The organism is Microbacterium sp. SGAir0570, assembly GCF_005491085.2.
GTDB lineage: Bacteria > Actinomycetota > Actinomycetes > Actinomycetales > Microbacteriaceae > Microbacterium > Microbacterium arborescens.
Window position 1 is genome coordinate 1,258,434 of the sequence record NZ_CP027929.1, and the last position, 21,619, is coordinate 1,280,052.

The following is a 21,619-nucleotide window of genomic DNA, read 5'->3' on the forward strand; positions in this document are numbered from 1 at the left end:
GGGGATCCTCGGGTTCTGCGACGAACGTGCCTCTTAAGATTACCCGCATGACCTCCGAATCTCCTCGGTCCGCCGCTGTGCGCGACGCCGCCCTGTCCGCCGTCCCCGCCGCCCTCGCCGATCTCGGCGCCCTCGTGCGGATCCCGTCGGTCGCCTTCCCCGGGTTCGACCGGGCCGAGGTCGAGCGCAGCGCCGAGGCCGTCGCCGAGCTGGCGCGCGGGCTCGGCATCTTCGATCGAGTCGAGGTCGCGACCGCGACGGTGCCCGAGACGGGCGAAGAGGGGATGCCGGCGGTGCTGGCGACCCGAGCCGCTCGGAACGGACGGCCGACGATCCTGCTCTACGCCCACCACGACGTCCAGCCGGTCGGCGACGAGGCCCTGTGGGAGTCCGCTCCCTTCGAGCCCACCGTCCGAGACGGTCGGCTCTACGGGCGCGGTGCCGCCGACGACAAGGCCGGGGTCATGGCGCACATCGGTGCCCTGCGCGCGCTCGTCGAGGCGGCAGGCCAGGACTTCGATCTCGGCGTGAACCTCTTCATCGAGGGCGAAGAGGAGGCCGGCTCGGCATCCTTCGCCGCGTTCCTGTCCCAGAACGCCGACGCGCTGCGCGCTGACGTCATCGTCGTGGCCGACTCGGGCAACTGGGATGCGAAGACGCCCGCGCTCACCGTGTCGCTGCGTGGAAACGCCCGCTTCACCATGACGGTCCGCACACTCGAGCACGCATCGCACTCGGGCATGTTCGGGGGAGCGGTCCCCGACGCCATGCTGGCGACCGTGAAGCTGCTCGCGACGCTCTGGGACGATGAGGGCGGCGTCGCCGTCGAGGGTCTGACCGCGCGCGACGCGGAGACGCCGGAGTACTCGGAGGAGACGCTCCGTTCCGAGGCCGGTCTCCCGTCGGGGGTCTCGCCGATCGGATCGGGGACGATCCTCTCGCGCATCTGGAACAAGCCCTCCATCACCGTGACGGGCATCGATGCCCCGAGCGTTCGCAACGCGTCGAACACGCTCAGCCCCGAGGTCTCGGTCGTCCTCTCTGCGCGTGTGGCGCCGGGACAGTCCGCTGAGGACGCGTACCGGGCCATCGAGGCGCATCTGCGAGCCCACGCGCCGTTCGGCGCGGAACTGACCTTCCGAGACATCGAGACCGGCAATCCCTTCCTCGTCGACACCACGGGCGAGGCGGTCGCGCACGCGCGGGCAGCTCTCGCGGAGGGGTACGGCGTCGAGCCTGTGGACATCGGCGTCGGCGGATCGATCCCTTTCATCGCCGACCTGGTGCGCGAGTACCCGGCGGCGCAGATCCTCGTCACCGGGGTCGAGGACCCGCACGCGCGTGCGCACAGCCCGAACGAATCGCTCCACCTCGACACCTTCCGGCACGCCCTCGTCTCCGAGGCCCTGCTGCTCGAACGGTTGGATGCCGGTTCGCGCTGACGATCACGACGTCGTCTCGGGCCGACCCGCGGCCGGTGCTCACGCGTAGAATCGTGGCACCGGCCGCATGTCCTGCGGCCCGAGACCTCGGGAGAATCATGACCGACATCGCCACGTCCGACACCGTCCGTGCCCACGGCGTCTCGCTGACCGATGAGGCGGCGCTCAAGGTGAAGAGCCTCCTCTCGCAGGAGAACCGCGACGACCTGCGACTGCGCGTCGCCGTTCAGCCCGGCGGATGCAGCGGACTGATCTACCAGCTCTACTTCGACGAGCGCTTCCTCGACGGTGACAAGGCCGTCGACTTCGACGGGGTCGAGGTCATCGTCGACGACATGTCGGTGCCCTACCTCGACGGAGCCACGATCGACTTCAAGGACACGATCTCGGAGCAGGGCTTCACGATCGACAACCCCAACGCGGCGGGCTCGTGCGCGTGCGGCGACAGCTTCCACTGAGCCCTGCCCGCGACACTCCTCGTCTCCGACATCCTGAATGGATGGCCTGAATAGGGTGAAAGCTTGCCCTAGACTGAAGGTCGAACCATTCGTCCCGGAAAGGTGCACTGTGCGCTTCAAACGCCGCCTCCGCTGGGCCGTGATCCCGCTCGGGATCGTCACGGCAGTCTCCCTCGCAGCTTGTACACCGACGGAGCTGAACGGCTACCTTCCCGGCTTCACCGATGACGGTACGCAGGCGACCAACCGCACCGAGATGGTGTCGGGGCTCTGGGTGAACTCCTGGATCGTCCTCCTCGCCGTCGGTGTTCTGACGTGGGGCCTCATGGCCTTCGCCGCCATCGCGTACCGCCGCCGTCGCGGCCAGACGGGCCTGCCCGTCCAGCTGCGCTACAACATGCCGATCGAGATCTTCTACACGATCGTGCCGCTGATCCTCGTGATCGGCTTCTTCGCCTTCACGGCGCGCGACCAGTCGATCCTCGAGACGCAGTACGACGACCCCGACGTGTCGATCACCGCGATCGGCAAGCAGTGGGCGTGGGACTTCCAGTACAACGGCGAGGATTCCGACAACGCCGACGCCGTCTGGACGATGGGCGTGCAGGCGCAGCCCGACGCCGAGGGCAACGTCGACCAGGCAGCGCTGCCGACGCTCGTGCTGCCGGTGAACAAGGAGGTCAAGATCAACCTCCAGTCGCGCGACGTCATCCACTCGTTCTGGGTCATCGACTTCCTCTACAAGAAGGACATGTACCCGCACCGCGACACCAACTCGTGGTCCTTCGTCCCCACCCGCGAGGGAACGTACGCCGGCAAGTGCGCCGAGCTGTGCGGTGAGTACCACTCGATGATGTTGTTCAACGTCAAGGTCGTCTCCGAGCAGGAGTACGAGGACTACCTCGAGTCGCTGCGCGTCAGCGGCCAGACCGGTGACATCAATAAGGCATACGACCGCCTCCAGAACGCTCCGGGAACGGGCGCGGTCACCGACGACTCCGGCGAGGGAAGCCACTGATGGCCACGACACTTCCGCTCCAGGGCGAACAGCCCGCAGGCCGCCCCACGACCCTGCCGCCGCGCCAGGCGGCACTGCTCAGCGCATCTCGCGTCGAGCAGAAGGGCAACATCATCGTCAAGTGGATCACCTCCACCGACCACAAGACGATCGGGTACATGTACCTCATCGCCTCGGTGATGTTCTTCCTCCTCGGCGGCGTGATGGCGCTCATCATCCGTGCTGAGCTCTTCGAGCCCGGCATGCAGATCGTGCCGACGAAGGAGCAGTACAACCAGCTCTTCACCATGCACGGCACGATCATGCTGCTGATGTTCGCGACGCCGCTGTTCGCCGGCTTCGCCAACGCGATCCTGCCCCTGCAGCTGGGTGCGCCCGACGTCGCCTTCCCGCGTTTGAACGCGTTCGCCTTCTGGCTGTTCCTGTTCGGATCGATCATCGCGATCTCGGGCTTCCTCACCCCGCAGGGTGCCGCCTCGTTCGGATGGTTCGCGTATCAGCCTTTGGCCAACGCGACATTCTCGCCGGGTGCCGGCGGAAACCTCTGGATGCTCGGCCTCGGCATGAGCGGTTTCGGCACCATTCTCGGCGCCGTGAACTTCATCACCACGATCATCACGATGCGTGCGCCCGGCCTCACGATGTGGCGGATGTCGATCTTCTCGTGGAACACGCTGGTCACGAGCATCCTGATCCTGATGGCGTTCCCGGTGCTCGCGGCGGCGATCTTCGCGGCGGCATCCGACCGCGTTCTCGGATCGCACATCTACGACCCGGCGAACGGCGGCGTGCTGCTCTGGCAGCACCTGTTCTGGTTCTTCGGCCACCCCGAGGTGTACATCATCGCGCTGCCGTTCTTCGGCATCGTCTCGGAGATCCTTCCGGTGTTCAGCCGCAAGCCGATCTTCGGATACAAGACGCTGATCTACGCGACCATCGCGATCGCCGCGCTCTCGGTGGCCGTCTGGGCGCACCACATGTACGTCACGGGCGCAGTGCTCCTGCCCTTCTTCGCGTTGATGACGATGCTCATCGCGGTTCCGACGGGTGTGAAGATCTTCAACTGGATCGGCACGATGTGGCGGGGTTCCGTCACGTTCGAGACGCCCATGGTCTTCACCCTCGGCTTCCTCGTGTCGTTCGTCTTCGGTGGTCTCACCGGTGTGATCCTCGCGTCGCCGCCGCTCGACTTCCACCTGTCCGACTCGTACTTCGTGGTTGCGCACTTCCACTACGTCGTGTTCGGCACGGTCGTGTTCGCGATGTTCGCGGGCTTCTACTTCTGGTGGCCGAAGTGGACCGGACGGATGCTCAACGAGCGCCTCGGCATGGTGCACTTCTGGATGCTGTTCATCGGCTTCCACATGACCTTCCTCATCCAGCACTGGCTGGGCGTCGACGGCATGGTGCGTCGCTACGCCGACTACTCCGCTGCGGACGGCTGGACCTGGCAGAACCAGGTCTCGACGATCGGTGCGATCATCCTGGGCGCGTCTATGATCCCGTTCTTCCTGAACGTCTGGATCACTTCGCGCACGGCTCCCAAGGTCACGGTCAACGACCCGTGGGGCTACGGAGCGTCGCTCGAGTGGGCGACGAGCTGCCCGCCGCCGCGGCACAACTTCACGTCGATCCCGCGCATCCGCAGCGAGCGTCCGGCGTTCGACCTGAACCACCCCGAGGCCGCCATCCCGGTCGGCGTGGGCCCCGCGAAGGACGCCCCCGATGCACCGGTTGTGGATGTCGCCGATGGAGAGGTGAAGTAAGCCGTGAAGACCAACATCAACCTGTGGTGGGTGCTCACGTGGTTCTTCTTCGCGGTGTTCATCACGTACACCGTGTGGAACCTCGTCGCCCACACCGATCAGGGTGTCTGGTGGCACCGTATCGAGTGGGTCGGCTCGACCGCCCTCCTGTTCACCGGCTTCATGGGCGCGATGATCGCGTTCTACGTCTCGCGCGTGCACAAGGCTCAGGGCGGCGTGCTGCCAGAGGATTCGCTCACCGCTGACATCGACGACGGCGACCCCGAGGTCGGCGAGTTCAGCCCATGGTCTTGGTGGCCGCTCGTGCTGGCGTTCGCGGCGTCGGTGTTCATCATCGGACTCGCGGTCGGCCAGTTCCTTCTGCCGATCGGATTCGCAATCTTCATCGTCGCCATCGTCGGATGGGTGTACGAGTACTACCGCGGTTACTTCGCGCGCTGACCCCGAACGTCTACGACGGCCATCGCACTCCGGTGCGGTGGCCGTCGTCGTTGACGCCGTCGCGGCGGCATCCTTCGTGCGCCCGCTGCGTCCGCCCGTGGGTCGCGCTGTCATGTGCGCCCGCGCCCCGAGGCCTTCGTAGCGTCGGCCGAGGACTGTGCGTGGTCCTGCCGCCTGGGCACCTCAACGCCTTTCGGGGCACGCGAGGCGGTTGAAGCATTGCCGGCGCGCCAGGCAGGCGTTCCGCGCGCCTGGTCCGTCGAGCCGCGTGTCCGGGCGACCCGTGCAGATGACGTCTCGTGCTCATCATTGGGCCGGGATGCAAGGTCTCTGCAGCAACACGCCGCCTCTGAGCTCCGGGGCTCGGCGCGTGGGCGCTGATCTCTTGCATTGCGGCCCCCGCATCACGAGCGGGCGGGCTGCGCCTGGTAGGAACCTCTCGCTGCAGGTTCTGCGGGCCGGAGCGCCGGGATGCAATGGATTACGACAGACACCCCACGTCGGGCACGGTCAGAGCGGGGTGTCTGTTCCGATCCATTGCATCGCGGTACACGCAGCTGCGGCGGCGGGGACCAGCAGGCCCCAGCGCGGAGGTCGGCAGGTGCCGCAAGGACGCCTTAGGAGCGTACGACGGCGACCAGGGGGTCGTACGTGCGGGTGAGGGGACCGTGAGCGTTTTCCACCGGGTAGCCCTCGCGCGCCCAGTACTCGAACCCGCCGATCATCTCCCGGACGCGGTAGCCGAGCTTGGCGAACTCGATGGCGGCGCGGGTTCCGCCGTTGCATCCGGGACTCCAGCAGTAGACGACGACGTCGACGTCTCGATCGAGCTCGGCGGCCGCGCGCGCGGTGATCTCCTGGTGGGGGAGGTGTATGGCGCCGACCGCGTGGCCTTGAGCCCACGCCTCATCGCTGCGGACGTCGACGAGAACGAAGCGGTCGCCCCCTCGCTGCGCTGCGTACACGTCGGAGGCATCCGTCTCATGCTCGAGCTTGGCGGTGAAATAGGAGAGCGCGTCTGTCATGGTGATCACGCTACGCAGACAGAACAACGGCGGGGTGCGACCGATCGGTCACACCCCGCCGTAATCCGGACAGGTCCGTTGTCAGCTCTTCTTGGGCGACTCTCCGCCGTCGGCATCCTCGTCGGGGACGATGATGTTCGAGGGGCGGTTGGCCGTCTCTACACCTTTGCCTTCGTCGATCGGCTGGTGCGGAGCGTTCGGCACGCCGGCGCGCTCGTGGGCGCCCTGGATCTCGGCGACCTCTTCCTCAGCGATGTGCTCGAGGTCGTGGTGGGCGTGTGCCCGGGCAGCCTCGATCTCGGCCTGCGTGAGCGGTGCGAGACGGTCCTCGAAGAACCAGCGCGAGAGGCCGGCCCGCAGGTTCTCGTGCCACGGGATCTGGCCCTTGTCGTTCGGACGCACAACCAGGGGAGCGTTCGTGGTGTAGTCGACCAGCTTGACGAGCTCGTACTCGTCGACAGGCTGGTGCACCTCGATGTACTCGCCACCGGGCAGGCGCACGATGCGACCCGACTCGTAACCGTGCAGAGCGATCTCGCGGTCCTTCTTCTGGAGCGCGATGCAGATGCGCTTCGTGACGAAGTACGCGATGACGGGTCCGAGGATCAGGAGCGCCTGCAGCGTGTGAATCACGCCCTCCATCGTCAGATGGAAGTGGGTCGCGATGATGTCGGACGACGCAGCAGCCCACAGCACGGCGTAGAAGGTCACACCGGCGGCACCGATCGCGGTGCGCGTGGCCGCGTTGCGAGGACGCTCCGCGATGTGGTGCTCACGCTTGTCGCCGGTGACCCACGCCTCGATGAAGGGGTAGAGCATGACGATGACGATGAACAGACCGAGTCCGACCAGCGGAACCAGGATGTTGAACGACCAGGTGCGGTCGAACAGGACGAACTCCCAGTGCGGCGGGACGAGGCGCAGCGCGCCGTCGGCGAAGCCGATGTACCAGTCGGGCTGCGTACCAGCCGACACGGGGGAGGGGTCGTACGGGCCGTAGTTCCAGATCGGGTTGATCGTGAACAGCGCGGCGATGAGCACGAGGACGCCGAAGGTGCTGAAGAAGAAGCCACCCATCTTCGACATGTAGACCGGCATCATCGGGTAGCCCACGACGTTGTTGTTCGTCCGGGCGGGCCCGGCGAACTGCGTGTGCTTGTTCACAATCATGAGCATGAGGTGCAGGGCGAGGAGCGCGACCAGGATCGCCGGCAGCAGCAGGATGTGCAGCGCGTACAGGCGCCCGACGATCTCGGTGCCCGGGAACTCTCCGCCGAACAGCAGGAACGACGTCCAGGTGCCGATCAGCGGGATGCCCTTGATCATGCCGTCGATGATGCGCAGACCGTTGCCCGACAGAACGTCGTCGGGGAGCGAGTAGCCGGTGAAGCCCTCCGCCATCGCGAGGATGAAGAGGATGAAGCCGATCACCCAGTTGAGCTCGCGCGGCTTGCGGAACGCGCCGGTGAAGAACACACGCAGCATGTGAACGCCGATTCCGGCGACGAACACGAGCGCGGCCCAGTGGTGGAGCTGGCGCACCAGCAGGCCGCCGCGGATGTCAAAGGAGATCTCGAGGGTCGACGCCATGGCGGCCGACATCTCGAGGCCGCGCATCGGCGCGTAGGCGCCGTAGTAGTGCGTCTCAGCCATCGACGCCTCGAAGAAGAACGTCAGGAACGTTCCCGAGAGCAGGACGACGACGAACGACCACAGCGCGATCTCGCCGAGCATGAACGACCAGTGGTCGGGGAAGATCTTCCGGCCCAGCTCCTTGACGAGGCCCGAGATGCTCGTGCGCTCGTCGAGGTAGTTCGCGACGCCGCCGACGAACTTGCCGCCGAGCGGCTTGTCCGAGGGACGCGCAGGGCCGTCAGCGTGAACCGCGGGCGCGGTCGTGACGTTCTCCGTGGGGTGGGTGGAGGTGCTCAATGACGCTCCCAGAAGCTCGGGCCGACGGGTTCGGTGAAGTCGCTGCGTGCGATCAGGTAGCCCTCGTCGTCGACGGTGATCGGGAGCTGGGGCAGCGGACGTGCTGCGGGGCCGAAGATGACGGCGGCCGCGTTGGTGACGTCGAACTGCGACTGGTGGCACGGGCACAGCAGGTGGTGGGTCTGCTGCTCGTAGAGGGCGACGGGGCATCCGACGTGCGTGCACACCTTGGAGTACGCGACGATGCCGTCGTACGACCAGTCCTTGCGGTCATCCGCCTCGTTCAGCTGCTCGGGGAGCAGACGCATGAGGAGGACGATGGCCTTGGCCTTCTCCTCGAGGTAGCCGTCGTGGTGCGCGAGCGTCGCGAGGGACTCGGGGATGACGTGCACAGCGGAGCCGAGCGTGAGGTCGGCGGCGCGGATGGGCTTGCCGGTCGGGTCGTGCGCCAGGCGCATGCCCTCTTCCCACATCGTGTGCTTGAGCAGGTGCACCGGGTCACCCGCGTGCGGGTGCTCGGGCGAGCTGTGCGGCGCGAGGCCGCGGAACAGCGTGATGCCGGGCAGGACGGATGCCGCGAGTGCGACGAAGAGCGAGTTGCGCACCATCGTGCGGCGGCCGAAGCCGGACTCGTTGTTCGCGTCGGCGAACACCTGCACTGCTGCGGCACGGGTCTTCTCGCTGCCGCGCGTCGAGTGACGCTCCTCGATGAACTCGGTGTCGTTCATCACGGCCTTCGACCAGTGGATCGCGCCGATACCGATGGCGAGGAGAGCCGTGGCGATGCCGAGACCGATGAACAGGTTGTTCCGGCGGATGTCGCTGATCAGCCCGCTCTCGATCGGGAAGAGCAGGTACGCCGCGATGGCCCAGATGCTCGCCGCGGCGGACAGGTAGAAGAGGGTGTACACGGTGCGGACCGCGCGCGTCATGGCCGCGGGGTCCTTGTCGGTCATGCGCTTGCGGTGAGGTGCGAGCCCGGGGTTGTGCACCGGGTCGGACACCGCTACGGCGAGCCCCGATGAGGGCACCGGGGAAGCAGGAACCTGCTCGGGCGCCTTCTCGTCAGCCATTTTGCTCCTTGTGCGTTGCTTCGATCGTCACGGTTCTCAGTTCGACTTCGCGGTGATCCACACCGAGATAGCGACGAGCGAGCCGATGCCGAAGATCCAGATGAACAGACCCTCCGAGACGGGGCCGAGCGAACCGAGCGAGAATCCGCCGGGCGAGTTCTCGGTCGGGCGCATCATCAGGTAGCTGATGATGTCGCGCTTCTCCTCGGTGGTGAGGGTCATGTCGTTGAAGACGGGCATGTTCTGCGGGCCCGTGACCATGGCGGCGTACATGTGCAGCGGCGAGGTGGTCGTCAGCGGCGGGGCGTACTTGCCCTCCGTGAGCGCACCGCCGGCGCCGGCGACGTTGTGGCACATTGCGCAGTTGATGCGGAAGAGCTCGGCGCCGTGCGAGACGTCGCCTTCGCCGTCGAGCACCTCGGACTCGGGGTAGGTCGGGCCGGGGGCCTCGGACTGCACCCAGGCGGCCATCGCCTCGATCTGCTCCTGCGTGAACTGCACGGGCTTCTGCGGAGCCTGGGGGCCCTGCATCTGAAGCGGCATGCGGCCGGTGGCGACCTGGAACTCGACCGACAGCTCGCCCACGCCGTAGAGCGAGGGGCCGTCGTTCGTGCCCTGAAGGTCGAGGCCGTGGCAGGTGGCGCAGTTGGCCTGGAACAGCTTCTTGCCGTCCTCGACCGTGAGCGTGGATGTCGTCTGCGTCGTGTCTCCCGCGGCCATCGCGGCGGTGGCGCCGGCGTAGCCTCCGCCGGTGACGAGCAGTCCGATGCCGATCAGTGCGGCGGCAGCCCACTTGCTGCGACGTCCGCCGTTGCGGCGCGGGTTCTTGGATGCCATGGGTGAATCAGCTCCGGGTTACTTCAGGAAGTAGATGACGGCGAACAGGACGAGCCACACCACGTCGACGAAGTGCCAGTAGTACGACACGACGATGGCGGACGTCATCTCTTTCCGGCCGAAGTTCTTGACGGCGAAGGCGCGCCCGATGACGAGGAGGAACGCCACGAGACCACCGGTGACGTGGAGGGCGTGGAAGCCGGTGGTGATGTAGAAGGCTGACGCGTAGGAGTCGGCCTGGATGGGCATGCCTTCCGCGACGAGGGTGGCGTACTCCCACACCTGGCCGGAGACGAAGATCGCGCCCATGAGGAAGGTCAGGAAGAACCACTCCACCATTCCCCACTTGCGGAGGTTCCAGATGGAGCCCGAGCGGTAGGGGCGGAAGTGTTCGGCGTTGTGGACACCGATCTGCGCCGTCACCGACGACAACACGAGGATGAGGGTGTTGACCGCGGCGAACGGGATGTTCAGCAGTTCGGTGCGGTCGGCCCACAGCTCGGGAGAGGTGTTGCGCAGAGTGAAGTAGATCGCGAAGAGGCCCGCGAAGAACATCACCTCGCTGCCGAGCCACACGATGGTGCCCACAGCGACCGGGTCCGGCCGCTTGACCGAGCGCAGGGCCTGGGAATACGTCGCTGGAGTGGTCGTCACGGCATCCATTATGGCCGATCTGCGGGGTGGTTTCTGCATCGCTGAAGGTCTGATCGGATCGCGTCGCGGTTAGGTATACCTAAGAATGAGCTCAAAGTCGCCCGGCAAGTGGCCGATAGGATCGTGTGTCATGGCTCAGCACGCGTGGCGCGACATCCTGACCGATCTTCTCGAGAAGCGGGATCTCAGCGTGTCGGCGGCGACGTGGGCCATGCGCGAGGTGATGGCCGGCCGGGCATCCGACGCTCAGCTCGGAGGCTTCCTGGTGGCGCTGCGCGCGAAGGGCGAGACGGTCGACGAGATCGTGGGGTTCCGCGATGCGATCCTCGAGGCCGCCCTGCCGCTGGCGGTCCCCACCGACGCGCTCGACATCGTCGGCACCGGAGGCGACCGCTTCGGCACGGTGAACGTGTCGACGATGGCGTCGATCGTCGCGGCGGCCACCGGCGTGCCCGTCGTCAAGCACGGCAACAAAGCCGCGAGCTCGAAGTCCGGCTCGTCGGACGTGCTCGGCGCGCTCGGCATCGACCTGTCGCTCGACCCCGACCATGTCGCACGCGTGCTGGAGGAGGCGGGGATCACCTTCGCCTTCGCGTCGGCCTTTCACCCCGGCTTCCGTCACGCCGGGGCGGCGCGCGCGGAGCTCGGCATCCCCACCGTCTTCAACTTCCTCGGGCCGCTCTGCAACCCGGCTCGCGCTGAGGCGAACGCCGTGGGCGTCGCGCACCTCGACCGGGTGCCGCTCATCACGGGCGTCTTCCGAACGCGCGGTGCGACTGCCCTGGTCTTCCGCGGCGACGACGGCCTCGACGAGCTGACCACGACGGGGCACAGCCGGATCTGGGAGGTCAGTCTCGGCGATATCCACGAGCACGATCTGGACCCGCGCGATCTCGGCCTGCCCCTCGCGCGCATCGAGGATCTGATCGGCGGTGAGCCGCAGCACAACGCCGCGGTCGTCCGGCGCGTGCTCGACGGGGAGAGTGGCCCGGTGCGCGACATCGTCGTTCTGAACGCGGCGGCGGGAATCGTGGCCTACCGGCTGTGGCGGGATGCCGCTCAGGTGCAGCGTCCGATTCTCGAGCGACTGGCCGAGGCCTCCGAGGCCGCGGTGCGGGCCATCGATTCGGGGGATGCGTCGAAGACCCTCGAGCGGTGGATCGCGGCCTCCGCGAGCTGAGGTCAGACCACATCCTTTATTCACGGCACCGTGTGGGCGGCGCCGTGAGGCCGGGTGAATAGCGTGAGGCGCAACGCACCCGAGGAGGAACTGATGTCCCACACCACCCCCACCGCCGATACGGTGGAGGCCCCCGTCCGCCGTACCGGTCTCGTGAAGCTCCTAGGCATCCTGGGGATGCTCGGCGGAGTCGTCCTGATCATCGGCGGAATCGTCGTCTGGTCGATCGTGTCGGGGCAGCTGCGCGCCGAGAACATCACCGTCCCCGACGACGCCGCTGCTTTCCAGGGGCAGACCGTCGCCGGACCGTTCACCGCCTACGTGCAGGCGGACATCATCCAGCATCACGCGCTCGACGCCTCCGGCGGCAAGACCTATGCCGAGTTGGACAAGGACGACCCCGTCCGCGCGACGATGATGAACGCCTCGTTCCTTCGCGCATCTCTGTTCACCTCCGTGGTCTCGTTCGGCGTCGCCGCCTTCGCGATGGGCGTCGGTATCCTGTCGATCATCTTCGGCTTCGCGGTACACCGCCTGGCCTCGGCCCCGGTGGTCGTCCGCCGTACGGCGGTCACCTCCGGCTGAACGGGGAGGACGCAGGGCCCGTGCTCCGGCACGGGCCCCAGACACGCTCATGGATCCCATCGACGCCTTGACCGAGATCGCCGAGCTGCTCGAGCGCGAGCGTTCGTCGAAGTACAAATCCAAGGCGTTCCGAGCTGCGGCCGACGCGATCCGGAGCCTGTCCGACGATCAGCTCGACGACACCACCGCGCTGCGCCGCCGCCCCGGCATCGGCGAACGGACCCTCGCGGTCATCGTCGAGGCGCGGGCAGGCGGCGTGCCGGCCTACCTCGCGGATCTGCGCGAACGGCGCGGTGTCGTCGTCGCCGGCGAGCTGCGCCGCCGGCTGCGGGGCGACCTGCACTGCCATTCGGACTGGTCCGATGGCTCCACCCCGATCGCCGAGATGGTGGCCGCGGCGCGCACCCTCGGGCACGAGTACCTCGCCCTGACGGATCACTCGCCTCGCCTGCGCGTGGCCCGCGGCCTGTCGCCGGAACGCCTGCGCGACCAGCTCGACGTCGTCGCCGGGATGAGCGGCGACGGGTTCACGCTGCTCAGCGGCATCGAAGTCGACATCCTCGACGACGGCTCCCTCGATCAGGAGGACGCCCTGCTGAGGCGACTCGACATCGTCGTCGCCTCGGCGCACTCGAAGCTGCGGATGGCCCGGGGCGCGATGACCCGGCGGCTGGTGGCGGCGACATCCGATCCTCGTGTCGACGTGCTCGGTCATGTGACCGGCAGGCTCGTCGAAGGGGAGCGCGGCACGCGGCCGCAATCGGAGTTCGATCCCGAACCCGTCTTCGACGCGTGCGCCGAGCATGGCGTGGCCGTCGAGATCAACTCCCGGCCGGAGCGGCAGGATCCGCCCGACAATCTCATCGAGCAGGCGATCGCCGCCGGCTGCCTCTTCTCGATCGACTCGGATGCGCATGCGCCGGGGCAGCTGTCGCTCATCGACTACGGGGCCGAGCGCGCGGAGCGGCTGGGCGTCCCCGCCGACCGCATCGTCACGACCTGGTCGCTCGACCGGCTGCGGGAGTGGGCCGGTCGTCCCCGCTCCTGAAAGGGCGTGGAGGGGTCAGGCGCGGCTGCGCAGCGCGGATGCCGCGCGTGCGAGCGAGCCGCCCAGCCCGCGGCGCTCGGCGACCTCTGCGACGGCGTCGGGATCGGCGGCACGGATGCGGCTGTCGACAGCGCCGAGGTCCAGGTCGCGCACGACCCGGACGACCTGAGGCGCCACCGCGAGATAGTCGGCCGCCGCGGCCAGCTTCGCCCGCACGCCGGCCGTCATGCCCTCGCCCCGTCCGGCAGCTGCCAGGATGCCGGCGAGGTCGCCGTGAGCGGCCAGCAGGGTCGCCGCTGTCTTCTCGCCCACCCCCGCGACGCCGGGAAGCCCGTCGGAGGCGTCGCCGCGCATCGTCGCGAAGTCGGCGTACTGTTCGGGGCGCACGGCGTACTTCGCCAGCACGCTCTCTCCGGTCAGCACGTCGAGGTTGCTCATCCCGCGTCCGGTGTAGACGACCCGGACGCCCTGGTCGTCGTCGACCAGCTGGATGAGGTCGCGGTCGCCGGTGACGACGTCGACGGGCATGGTCGCCCGCGTGGCGAGGGTGCCGATGACATCGTCGGCCTCGTGGTGAGGCGCGCCCACGACCGGGATGCCGAGCACGCCGAGGCTCTCGCGGATCGTGGGGATCTGCGCCTCGAGCGGGTCGGGCACGACCTCGACATCGGGGCCGGACTCGACCGCCTCTGCGACGCGATGCGTCTTGTAGGTCGGGATCAGGTCGACCCGCCATTGCGGGCGCCAGTCGTCGTCCCAGCAGGCGATCAGGTGGGTCGGCTCGTAGGCCGCCACGAGCTTCGCGATCATGTCGAGGAAACCGCGGGCCGCGTTGACGGGCCGGCCATCGGAATCCTTCACGGTGTCGGGCACGCCGTAGAACGCGCGGAAGTAGAGGGATGCGCTGTCGAGCAGCATGAGGCGGTCGCTCATCGCATCATCCTGGCACGGGATGCCCGCCTCGCAGCATCCTGCCGCTTCAGCACCCGGGGCCCGACGGCGGCTCGTTGCAGGCGCGGTCGACGAGCGTCCCACGAGCCTCCAGCACCTCGATCGGATACCCCGCGGTCGGAATGTCGAGGAGACCCGCGACCGGTCGCCATCCGCGGCCGAGATCGACCTCCGCTCGATAGCGCACCGTGGCGGTCGCGACGAATCTGCCGCGCGAGCGGTAGACGTGGCTCGCAGGCGTCCGAGCGTTGCCCGCGACGCTGAGAGTCGATCCGTCGCCGGGCGCGATGACGATGTCCTCCGCCGTGAAGCGAACGGTCACCGGAAGCTCGAAGAGGGTTCCGGTGGCGATGTGCTGCGGTGCCGCGATCTCGAAGTCCACGGGAAGCCCGGCAACGGCGAAGCCGGCCGGCTGGCTGCTGAGCGCAGCGGGTTGCGGAGCGAAGGATGCGACGTCGGCGATCGTCGCCTGCGGCAGGAGCGACACCGTGAAGTCGTCGCATCGGTTGAGTGCTCCGCAGTCTCGCGGCGGGCCTGGCTGAGGTACACGAGGATCGCTGCCCGAGTCGGACGGCGCAGTGCCAGGCCGCTCAACAGTTGCTCCCACGTGTACTTCACTTCGACTTGTGCTCGCTGACCAGCTGCCGATTGTGCCGCGGGGTGGTTCGTCCGGGGGCGTGGCGATGCCGGTCAAACTCACGATGATCAAGACGGAGGACGTCAGTCGCACGTCGGCCCCTCGAGGGTGCTGACAACATCGATCAGCAGCGCGCCAGTGTCGAGCTGTGGGTCCCTTTCGGCCGTCACCAGCATCGCTTGTATTGGTTCGCGATCAGGGGGAACCATGCTTTCGCCGTCGGCATTGGTGAGAGTTACGGACGAGACGTCGATGCAGACGTAAAGCTCCGCGACATCGCCGTCAACAGAGTGAGGGACGACCTCTTTCACCTCCGTCCGCCCGCTCATCGTGACTCCGGATGCGTTGTAGCCGCTGAGAGCCTTTCGATCAGACTCGAGTATCTCGCCGGTGGTGAGGGCGTAGACGGGCTCGAAGGTCGACGGGTCGGCGAGGTCGACAGCGTTGAGGGCTTCGACGTAGGCGCGGTAGGTCTCCTCGGCGGCCGCGAAAGCGGCGGCGTCGCTGTCGGCGGGGGAGGCGGTCGTCGTGGTCATCGGTGAGGCGGGCGGCGACGCGGGGGAGCCGCATCCGTTCGTCAGAAGGAGAGCGGCGACGAGAGCGGCAACATGACGGCGTCGGACGAACATGTCCTGAACGTACCGAGGCCGGCCCGGCGGGCGTGCGAACTGTCCACAGGGGCGGTCTCGTAGCCTGGAGGCATGCGGAACCGGGGTGGGCATGTCGTTCGGTGAAGCGGCGCTGAGACGGCGGCCGGCTGCCACAGACCCCTGCCCTTGCGGCGGCGGGTCGTTCGGGTCGTGCTGCGGCCCCGTTCTCGACGGTCGGGCGGCGCAGACCGCGGAACAGCTGATGCGTTCGCGCTACACCGCGTTCGCCGTCCACGACGGCGCCCACCTGGCGCGCACCTGGCATCCCGTGACGCGCCCGGACGACATCGAGTCGGACGGGCCCGAGCAATGGACCGGGCTCACGGTCGTCCGCGCGGCCGGCGGCCCCGACGACACCGAGGGCACCGTCGAGTTCACGGCGCGGTGGCGCTCCGGCACGGACTCGGGAGAACTCCACGAGGTCAGCCGGTTCACGCGGATACGCGGTCGGTGGCTCTACGTCGGCGGCGTCGTCGATCCCTTGCGCTGACCGTCGAGCAGAGCCTCGGGCCGGATGTCGCCGGGAGCCGGGGATGCGCTGGGGGACTGGAATCGCGCGGGCGCGCTCTGATACTCTGGATCGTCACTCGTGTGGCCTTGTCGCCATGCGTTCACGACGCATCATCCACAACCATCCGCCGCGGTCGAGCCCGTCATCGTCGAGATGACGCCCGGATCCGCGGCCCGACACCCTGACCCAACAAGGACAACCCACTACATGACTAACGCAACGACCGCCCCGGCCACCAAGCAGGTCGCTATCAACGACATCGGATCTGCTGAGGACTTCCTGGCCGCGGTCGAGAAGACTCTGAAGTTCTTCAACGACGGTGACCTCATCGAAGGCACCGTGGTGAAGATCGACCGCGACGAGGTCCTCCTCGACGTCGGCTACAAGACCGAGGGCGTCATCCCCTCGCGTGAGCTTTCCATCAAGCACGACGTCGACCCCAACGAGGTCGTCAAGGTCGGCGACGAGGTCGAAGCCCTCGTTCTCCAGAAGGAGGACAAGGAAGGTCGCCTCATCCTCTCCAAGAAGCGTGCGCAGTACGAGCGCGCTTGGGGCGACGTCGAGAAGATCAAGGAGAACGACGGTGTCGTCACCGGCTCCGTGATCGAGGTCGTCAAGGGCGGTCTGATCGTCGACATCGGCCTGCGCGGCTTCCTGCCGGCATCGCTCATCGAGCTGCGTCGCGTCCGCGACCTCACGCCGTACCTCGGCCAGGAGATCGAGGCCAAGATCCTCGAGCTCGACAAGAACCGCAACAACGTCGTGCTCTCGCGCCGCGCCCTGCTCGAGCAGACGCAGTCCGAGTCGCGCACCACGTTCCTCAACAACCTGCACAAGGGCCAGGTCCGCAAGGGCGTCGTCTCGTCGATCGTCAACTTCGGTGCGTTCGTCGACCTCGGCGGCGTGGACGGCCTCGTGCACGTCTCCGAGCTCTCGTGGAAGCACATCGAGCACGCCTCCGAGGTTGTCGAGGTGGGCCAGGAGGTCACCGTCGAGATCCTCGAGGTCGACCTCGACCGCGAGCGCGTCTCGCTGTCGCTGAAGGCGACGCAGGAGGACCCGTGGCAGGTCTTCGCCCGCACCCACGCGATCGGCCAGGTCGCTCCGGGCAAGGTCACCAAGCTCGTTCCGTTCGGTGCGTTCGTGCGCGTCGCAGACGGCATCGAGGGCCTCGTGCACATCTCCGAGCTGTCGGGCAAGCACGTCGAGCTCGCCGAGCAGGTCGTGTCGGTCGGCGAAGAGGTCTTCGTCAAGATCATCGACATCGACCTCGAGCGTCGCCGCATCTCGCTGTCGCTCAAGCAGGCGAACGAGTCGGTCGACCCCTACGGCACCGAGTTCGACCCGGCCCTCTACGGCATGGTCACCGAGTACGACGAGAACGGGGAGTACAAGTACCCCGAGGGCTTCGACCCGGAGACCAACCAGTGGAAGGAAGGCTTCGACGAGCAGCGTCTTGCCTGGGAGGCCGAGTACGCGGCAGCTCAGGGTCGCTGGGAGGCTCACAAGGCCGCCGTCGTCAAGGCTCTCGAGGCCGAGGCTGCGGCTCCCGCCGACAACGGCTCGTCGTTCTCGTCGGACGTCCAGTCCGCGAGCACCGGCGGTGGCACCCTTGCCGACGACGAGGCTCTCGCCGCTCTGCGCGAGAAGCTGTCGGGCCGCTGAGTTCACACTGACACGACGGAAGGGTCGGAGCCTCGTGCTCCGGCCCTTCCGCCGTTTCATGCGCAGTCGGGATCATCAGCCCGCCGCGTGCCCGGGCTGCTCCGGGACGCGATAGTTTCAGATCATGGAGACGGACACGCCGCAGCGCACGCGGGCGACATATGTTCTCCCCGCGCCCCCGCGATGGGTCGATGCCGTCCTCGGCGACGGCGACCGCACGCGATCGGCGATGCTCAATCAGATCGTCACCACGTCCGTGGTGCTCGTCGTCGCGATCGCCGGTCTCGTCATCGGATTCCGCGGTGACACCGCTCTCTTCTTCCTCGCGGTCACCGCCGTGTTCATGCTCACCGGCGCCGCGATCATCGTCCCCTGGGGTCACCTCCGTCCGCTGTGGCTCGCGATGATCCCACTCGGCGACGTCGCGGCGATCGGGGTCATGCGGGTCGCCGAACCGACCGGGGGATTCGGGCTGCTGTGGGTGTTCCCCGTGATCTGGCTCGCCGCCGGGTTCGGCACCGTCGGCTGGATCGGGGGCATCGTCCTCGCTCTGACCGCGTACGGAGTGACGGAGGCCGTCATCCATGCGTCGCCGTCCTCGTTCGGGTTTCTTCTGCTGCCGCTGCTGCTGATCGCGGTGAGCACCTCCACGTATCTCAGCAGCAGGCGGGCCGCTGCTCAGCGTCTCCTCCTCGACCGTCAGGCGACGGTGCTGACGCAATCCCTCGAGCGAGCTCGCCGGCACGAGCAGGTGCTCACGGAAGCTCTCGACCGCGTGGACTTCGGCGTTGCTCGCATCGAAACGGACGGCTCGGCCTCGATCATCAACGATGCGCACGCCCGGCTGCAACGGGGATCCCGCACGAGCGGACAGCCCGACGTGTATGCGGCGGACGGCTCGACGCCCCTCGACCCGCAGGATCATCCGCTCGCCCGAGTGCGGCGCGGCGAGGCGTTCACCGACGCGCGCATCCAGGTCGGACGCGACGATGACCGCCGCGTCCTGAGCGTGTCGGCACGGCGCATCATCGAGCCGGACGGACGCGACTCCGGAGCCGTCGTCGTCACGCGTGACGTCACCGCCGAGACCGACGCGCTGCGAGAACGGGACGCATTGGTCTCGTCGGTGTCGCACGAGCTGCGCACGCCCCTCACCTCGATCCTCGGGTACCTCGAACTCGCGATCGACACTCCTGGGGTGCCCGAGGCGGCGCTCGAGAACCTGCGCGTGGCCGACCGGAATGCGGATCAGCTGCTGCGTCTCGTGGGCGACGTGCTCGCTGCGTCGAGCCAGCACAAGTCCGCTGCCCAGCTGACGGTGTCTCCGGCCGACATCGATCTCGTCGAGATCGTCAACGCCGCGGTGGAGTCCATCCTCGTCAGCGCGGGCGAGCGCGGGATCACGATCGATGTGTCCCGCGTCGAACCCGCCCGCGCGTACGCCGACCCGGTCCGCATCCGTCAGGTGCTCGACAACCTGCTCTCCAACGCTGTGAAGTACAACCGCCCGCGCGGACGCGTGTCAGTGGCGACCTCGGTGGGCGATCAGTGGGCGCTCATCGCAGTCCAGGACTCGGGTGTGGGCCTCAACGAGGAGGACCTCGGTTCGGTGTTCCAGCGCTACTACCGTGGAGCCGCTGTGCGGGACTCCACCGTCACCGGAAACGGACTCGGGCTCGCCATCAGCCGCGACATCGTCCGCAGGCACGGCGGCGACATCACGGTGAGCAGCGTCCTGGGGGTGGGGTCGACGTTCTCGGTGACGCTTCCGGCCCGTCGACCGGGGGCGGCGCCGTCATGATCGACCAGTTCTCCGTATCCGTGATCACCGCGACCGTGGTCTTGGCGTGCGCGGTGCTCTTCGTCTTCGACACGCTGGTCCGGCGTCCCGAGCAGAGCGGCCGCTTCTGGGCGGTCGGGTTCCTCTGCGCCGTGCTGACGACGATGTTCTATGTCGTGTGGGCCAGCGCTCCTGAGACCGCGTGGGCCGTCGTGTGCGGCAACACGGCTTCGGTGGTGGGCACGGGGCTCATGTGGCTCGGATGCCGTGCCTACAATCGGCGGACGGTACGCGGGGCCGGCGTGCTGGTGGCGGTCGCCGGCATCGTCGCCGCGATCGCCGCGTCCGTCGAGTTCGCACTGGGCGGCGACGACTGGTCCGGCTCCCTCGTGATGTTCGCCGCCCTGAGCGCCGCCGCGGCCGCTGCCTCGGTGGAGTGCTTCCGCGGCGCGCTCGGGGCATCCCGCACGGCGCTCCCGCTGGGTCTCGTGTTCGGTGTGCAGGCCGCGTTCTATCTCGCGCGCATCCTCGTCGTGTCGATGTTCGGCTACGGCGAGACGTTTCAGCTGTGGGTGGGCTCTGTGCCGACCAGCATCCTCACCGTCGTCCTCTCCATCACGGCAGTCGTGAGTGCGTCCGTGCTGCGTGCCGGCCGGGCCGGTGTCCGCGGCTCCGATTCGCCGGAGGGGCGGGATGCCGGCCCCGGCGAGATCGTCTCGGTCGCCGGCTTCCGCCGCGCTGTCGCCGTGAGCGTTCAACGCGCGCGAGCCCGGCGGGAGCTGATGGCGGTCTGGGTGATCGAGCTCGACGGGCTCGAATACATCGCGACGGCTTTCGGCCTCGATGTCGGCGACGAGGTCGTGCAGACGTGGCGCGACACCATGACGACCAACGCGCCGACGCTCGCTGTCGTCGGCGAGGTCGGCTCCGAGCGGATCGGCGTCGTCACGGTCGTGAGCTCGGCGGCCGACGCGCGGCGACAGGCCATGGCGCTGTACCGCTCGCTTTTCGAGGCGCTCGCATCGGTCGAGGGGGGAGTGCTGCCCGCGATCGGGATCGGAGTCGCCCTGAGCGACGTGGTGGGCTACGACGGGGACGCTCTCATCGAGGTCGCCGCGACGACGGCGACCCGCGCGTCATCCGGGGTGGCGTCGGCCGTGCTTCTCGCGGAGCCTTCCTGATCGCGTGAACGGGTCGGCTCAGGAAGGCGCGAGGCGATAACCGATGCCCTGGTCCGAGAGGATCAGCGTGGAGGCGGCCGCGGCGGCGAGCGTCTGCCGCAGCGACTCGACGCTGCGCTCTACCGCCCGGACCTCATCGGCATCGGGGGCATCGGCGCGCGAGCGGGAGCGCAGGGAGAGGGCGAGCTCGTGCTTCGTCCGTGTGCGCCCATGCGCGACGACCAGGTCGCGCAGCACCGCCGATTCGGTGGGCGCGAGGTCGACGGGTGCGCCGGCGACGCGGAATCCGCCTTCGTCGACGGAGAGGTCACCGTAAGCGGACCCGGCCGGCGCGGACGTCGCCAGCCCGGCAGGGACGATGTCGTCGACGGGCGCCTCGTCGCGGCGCCGTCGAGACGGAATCGCGGCGAGGCGTGCCTTGAGGTCTCGCGGACGGAAGGGCTTGCCGAGGTACTCGTCGCCACCGGCTGCTCGCCCTCGTTCCGCATCGCCGGGCTCGACGAACGCCGAGATGAAGATGATGTAGGTGTCGCTGAACGCGCGGACGCGGCGCGCGACCTCGAACCCGTCGATCCCCGGGATGTTGACGTCGAGCGTCGTGACGTCGGGGGCGACGGTTCGGATCAGCTCGACCGCGTCGAGCCCGTTCTCGGTGGCGTGCACGGTGAACCCGCTCGACTCGAGGATCGCCGAAAGCAGGCTGCGGATGTCGGCCTGGTCTTCGACGATGACGGCGGTACGTTCCACGGTGATCCCACCTTCTGCGGGTTGTCAGGGTTCTATCG

At 67.9% G+C, this 21,619-nt stretch carries 21 protein-coding genes; 12 read left to right on the forward strand and 9 right to left on the reverse strand.

The annotated features are described in order from the left end of the window. The first annotated feature begins 47 nt into the window (after positions 1–47). From C1N74_RS05915 to C1N74_RS05935, 5 genes are all read left to right on the forward strand, one after another. Positions 48–1,442: a dipeptidase gene (locus tag C1N74_RS05915; protein WP_137750168.1), complete on the forward strand. Its 1,395-nt coding sequence runs from the start codon at positions 48–50 to the stop codon at positions 1,440–1,442. A gap of 98 nt (positions 1,443–1,540) precedes the next feature. Next, entirely contained in the window at positions 1,541–1,900 is a 360-nt protein-coding gene (erpA, locus tag C1N74_RS05920; RefSeq protein ID WP_023951519.1) for an iron-sulfur cluster insertion protein ErpA, read from the forward strand. Positions 1,901–2,009: 109 nt separating this feature from the next. After that, positions 2,010–2,918 carry a cytochrome c oxidase subunit II gene (coxB, locus tag C1N74_RS05925; protein ID WP_023951517.1) on the forward strand — a complete coding sequence of 303 codons (909 nt, stop codon included), beginning with the start codon at positions 2,010–2,012 and terminating at the stop codon, positions 2,916–2,918. After that, positions 2,918–4,684 (forward strand): cytochrome c oxidase subunit I, encoded by a 1,767-nt coding sequence (ctaD, locus tag C1N74_RS05930; RefSeq protein WP_023951516.1) that lies wholly within the window; start codon positions 2,918–2,920, stop codon positions 4,682–4,684. The genes coxB and ctaD overlap by 1 nt, the downstream gene beginning before the upstream one ends. 3 nt (positions 4,685–4,687) lie before the next feature. Continuing rightward, positions 4,688–5,125: a cytochrome c oxidase subunit 4 gene (locus tag C1N74_RS05935; protein ID WP_023951514.1), complete on the forward strand. Its 438-nt coding sequence runs from the start codon at positions 4,688–4,690 to the stop codon at positions 5,123–5,125. Between the two features lie 617 nt (positions 5,126–5,742). Here C1N74_RS05935 and C1N74_RS05940 read toward each other — a convergent pair. From C1N74_RS05940 to C1N74_RS05960, 5 genes are all read right to left on the reverse strand, one after another. Next, positions 5,743–6,150, reverse strand: coding sequence for a rhodanese-like domain-containing protein (locus C1N74_RS05940; protein WP_023951512.1), 408 nt, complete (start codon positions 6,148–6,150; stop codon positions 5,743–5,745). Between the two features lie 81 nt (positions 6,151–6,231). After that, positions 6,232–8,082: a ubiquinol-cytochrome c reductase cytochrome b subunit gene (locus C1N74_RS05945; RefSeq protein ID WP_137750169.1), complete on the reverse strand. Its 1,851-nt coding sequence runs from the start codon at positions 8,080–8,082 to the stop codon at positions 6,232–6,234. Continuing rightward, positions 8,079–9,155: a ubiquinol-cytochrome c reductase iron-sulfur subunit gene (locus C1N74_RS05950; protein ID WP_023951508.1), complete on the reverse strand. Its 1,077-nt coding sequence runs from the start codon at positions 9,153–9,155 to the stop codon at positions 8,079–8,081. Before C1N74_RS05950 ends, C1N74_RS05945 begins: the two co-directional genes overlap by 4 nt. A 36-nt stretch (positions 9,156–9,191) precedes the next feature. Further along, positions 9,192–9,992, reverse strand: a complete 801-nt coding sequence (locus tag C1N74_RS05955) for a c-type cytochrome (RefSeq protein WP_023951507.1) — start codon at positions 9,990–9,992, stop codon at positions 9,192–9,194. A gap of 18 nt (positions 9,993–10,010) precedes the next feature. Further along, positions 10,011–10,655: a heme-copper oxidase subunit III gene (locus C1N74_RS05960; protein ID WP_023951505.1), complete on the reverse strand. Its 645-nt coding sequence runs from the start codon at positions 10,653–10,655 to the stop codon at positions 10,011–10,013. A 121-nt stretch (positions 10,656–10,776) separates the two neighbouring features. On the opposite strand from C1N74_RS05960, the gene trpD reads away from it, so the two are divergent. The 3 genes from trpD (at position 10,777) to C1N74_RS05975 (ending at position 13,459) form a co-directional block, all read left to right on the forward strand. Further along, positions 10,777–11,826, forward strand: coding sequence for an anthranilate phosphoribosyltransferase (gene trpD / locus C1N74_RS05965; RefSeq protein ID WP_023951503.1), 1,050 nt, complete (start codon positions 10,777–10,779; stop codon positions 11,824–11,826). Positions 11,827–11,919: 93 nt separating this feature from the next. Then, on the forward strand, positions 11,920–12,411 hold the full coding sequence (locus tag C1N74_RS05970) for an aromatic ring-opening dioxygenase LigA (RefSeq protein WP_071919392.1): 492 nt from the start codon (positions 11,920–11,922) through the stop codon (positions 12,409–12,411). Between the two features lie 49 nt (positions 12,412–12,460). After that, the gene (locus C1N74_RS05975; RefSeq protein WP_137750170.1) at positions 12,461–13,459 is read left to right on the forward strand and encodes a PHP domain-containing protein; all 999 of its coding nucleotides are present in this window, start codon (positions 12,461–12,463) and stop codon (positions 13,457–13,459) included. A gap of 15 nt (positions 13,460–13,474) precedes the next feature. On the opposite strand, the gene C1N74_RS05980 is transcribed toward C1N74_RS05975, so the two are convergent. The 3 genes from C1N74_RS05980 to C1N74_RS05990 all read right to left on the reverse strand — a co-directional run bounded on the left by C1N74_RS05980 (position 13,475) and on the right by C1N74_RS05990 (position 15,583). After that, positions 13,475–14,392: a 5'-3' exonuclease gene (locus C1N74_RS05980; protein WP_103840820.1), complete on the reverse strand. Its 918-nt coding sequence runs from the start codon at positions 14,390–14,392 to the stop codon at positions 13,475–13,477. Positions 14,393–14,438: 46 nt separating this feature from the next. After that, positions 14,439–14,897: a hypothetical protein gene (locus C1N74_RS05985; protein ID WP_137750171.1), complete on the reverse strand. Its 459-nt coding sequence runs from the start codon at positions 14,895–14,897 to the stop codon at positions 14,439–14,441. Positions 14,898–15,130: 233 nt separating this feature from the next. Then, a complete protein-coding gene (locus tag C1N74_RS05990) occupies positions 15,131–15,583 on the reverse strand; it encodes a hypothetical protein (RefSeq protein WP_103840814.1) in 453 nt (150 codons plus the stop codon). Positions 15,584–15,767: 184 nt separating this feature from the next. On the opposite strand from C1N74_RS05990, the gene C1N74_RS05995 reads away from it, so the two are divergent. The 4 genes from C1N74_RS05995 (at position 15,768) to C1N74_RS06010 (ending at position 20,834) form a co-directional block, all read left to right on the forward strand. Then, entirely contained in the window at positions 15,768–16,187 is a 420-nt protein-coding gene (locus C1N74_RS05995; RefSeq protein WP_071919391.1) for a YchJ family protein, read from the forward strand. 228 nt (positions 16,188–16,415) lie between these two features. Continuing rightward, a complete protein-coding gene (rpsA, locus tag C1N74_RS06000; protein WP_023951490.1) occupies positions 16,416–17,873 on the forward strand; it encodes a 30S ribosomal protein S1 in 1,458 nt (485 codons plus the stop codon). A gap of 124 nt (positions 17,874–17,997) precedes the next feature. After that, the gene (locus C1N74_RS06005; protein WP_083990694.1) at positions 17,998–19,674 is read left to right on the forward strand and encodes a cell wall metabolism sensor histidine kinase WalK; all 1,677 of its coding nucleotides are present in this window, start codon (positions 17,998–18,000) and stop codon (positions 19,672–19,674) included. Further along, entirely contained in the window at positions 19,671–20,834 is a 1,164-nt protein-coding gene (locus C1N74_RS06010; RefSeq protein WP_137750172.1) for a diguanylate cyclase domain-containing protein, read from the forward strand. The genes C1N74_RS06005 and C1N74_RS06010 overlap by 4 nt, the downstream gene beginning before the upstream one ends. A gap of 18 nt (positions 20,835–20,852) precedes the next feature. On the opposite strand, the gene C1N74_RS06015 is transcribed toward C1N74_RS06010, so the two are convergent. Then, a complete protein-coding gene (locus tag C1N74_RS06015; RefSeq protein ID WP_088380356.1) occupies positions 20,853–21,581 on the reverse strand; it encodes a response regulator transcription factor in 729 nt (242 codons plus the stop codon). Positions 21,582–21,619 lie beyond the last annotated feature (38 nt).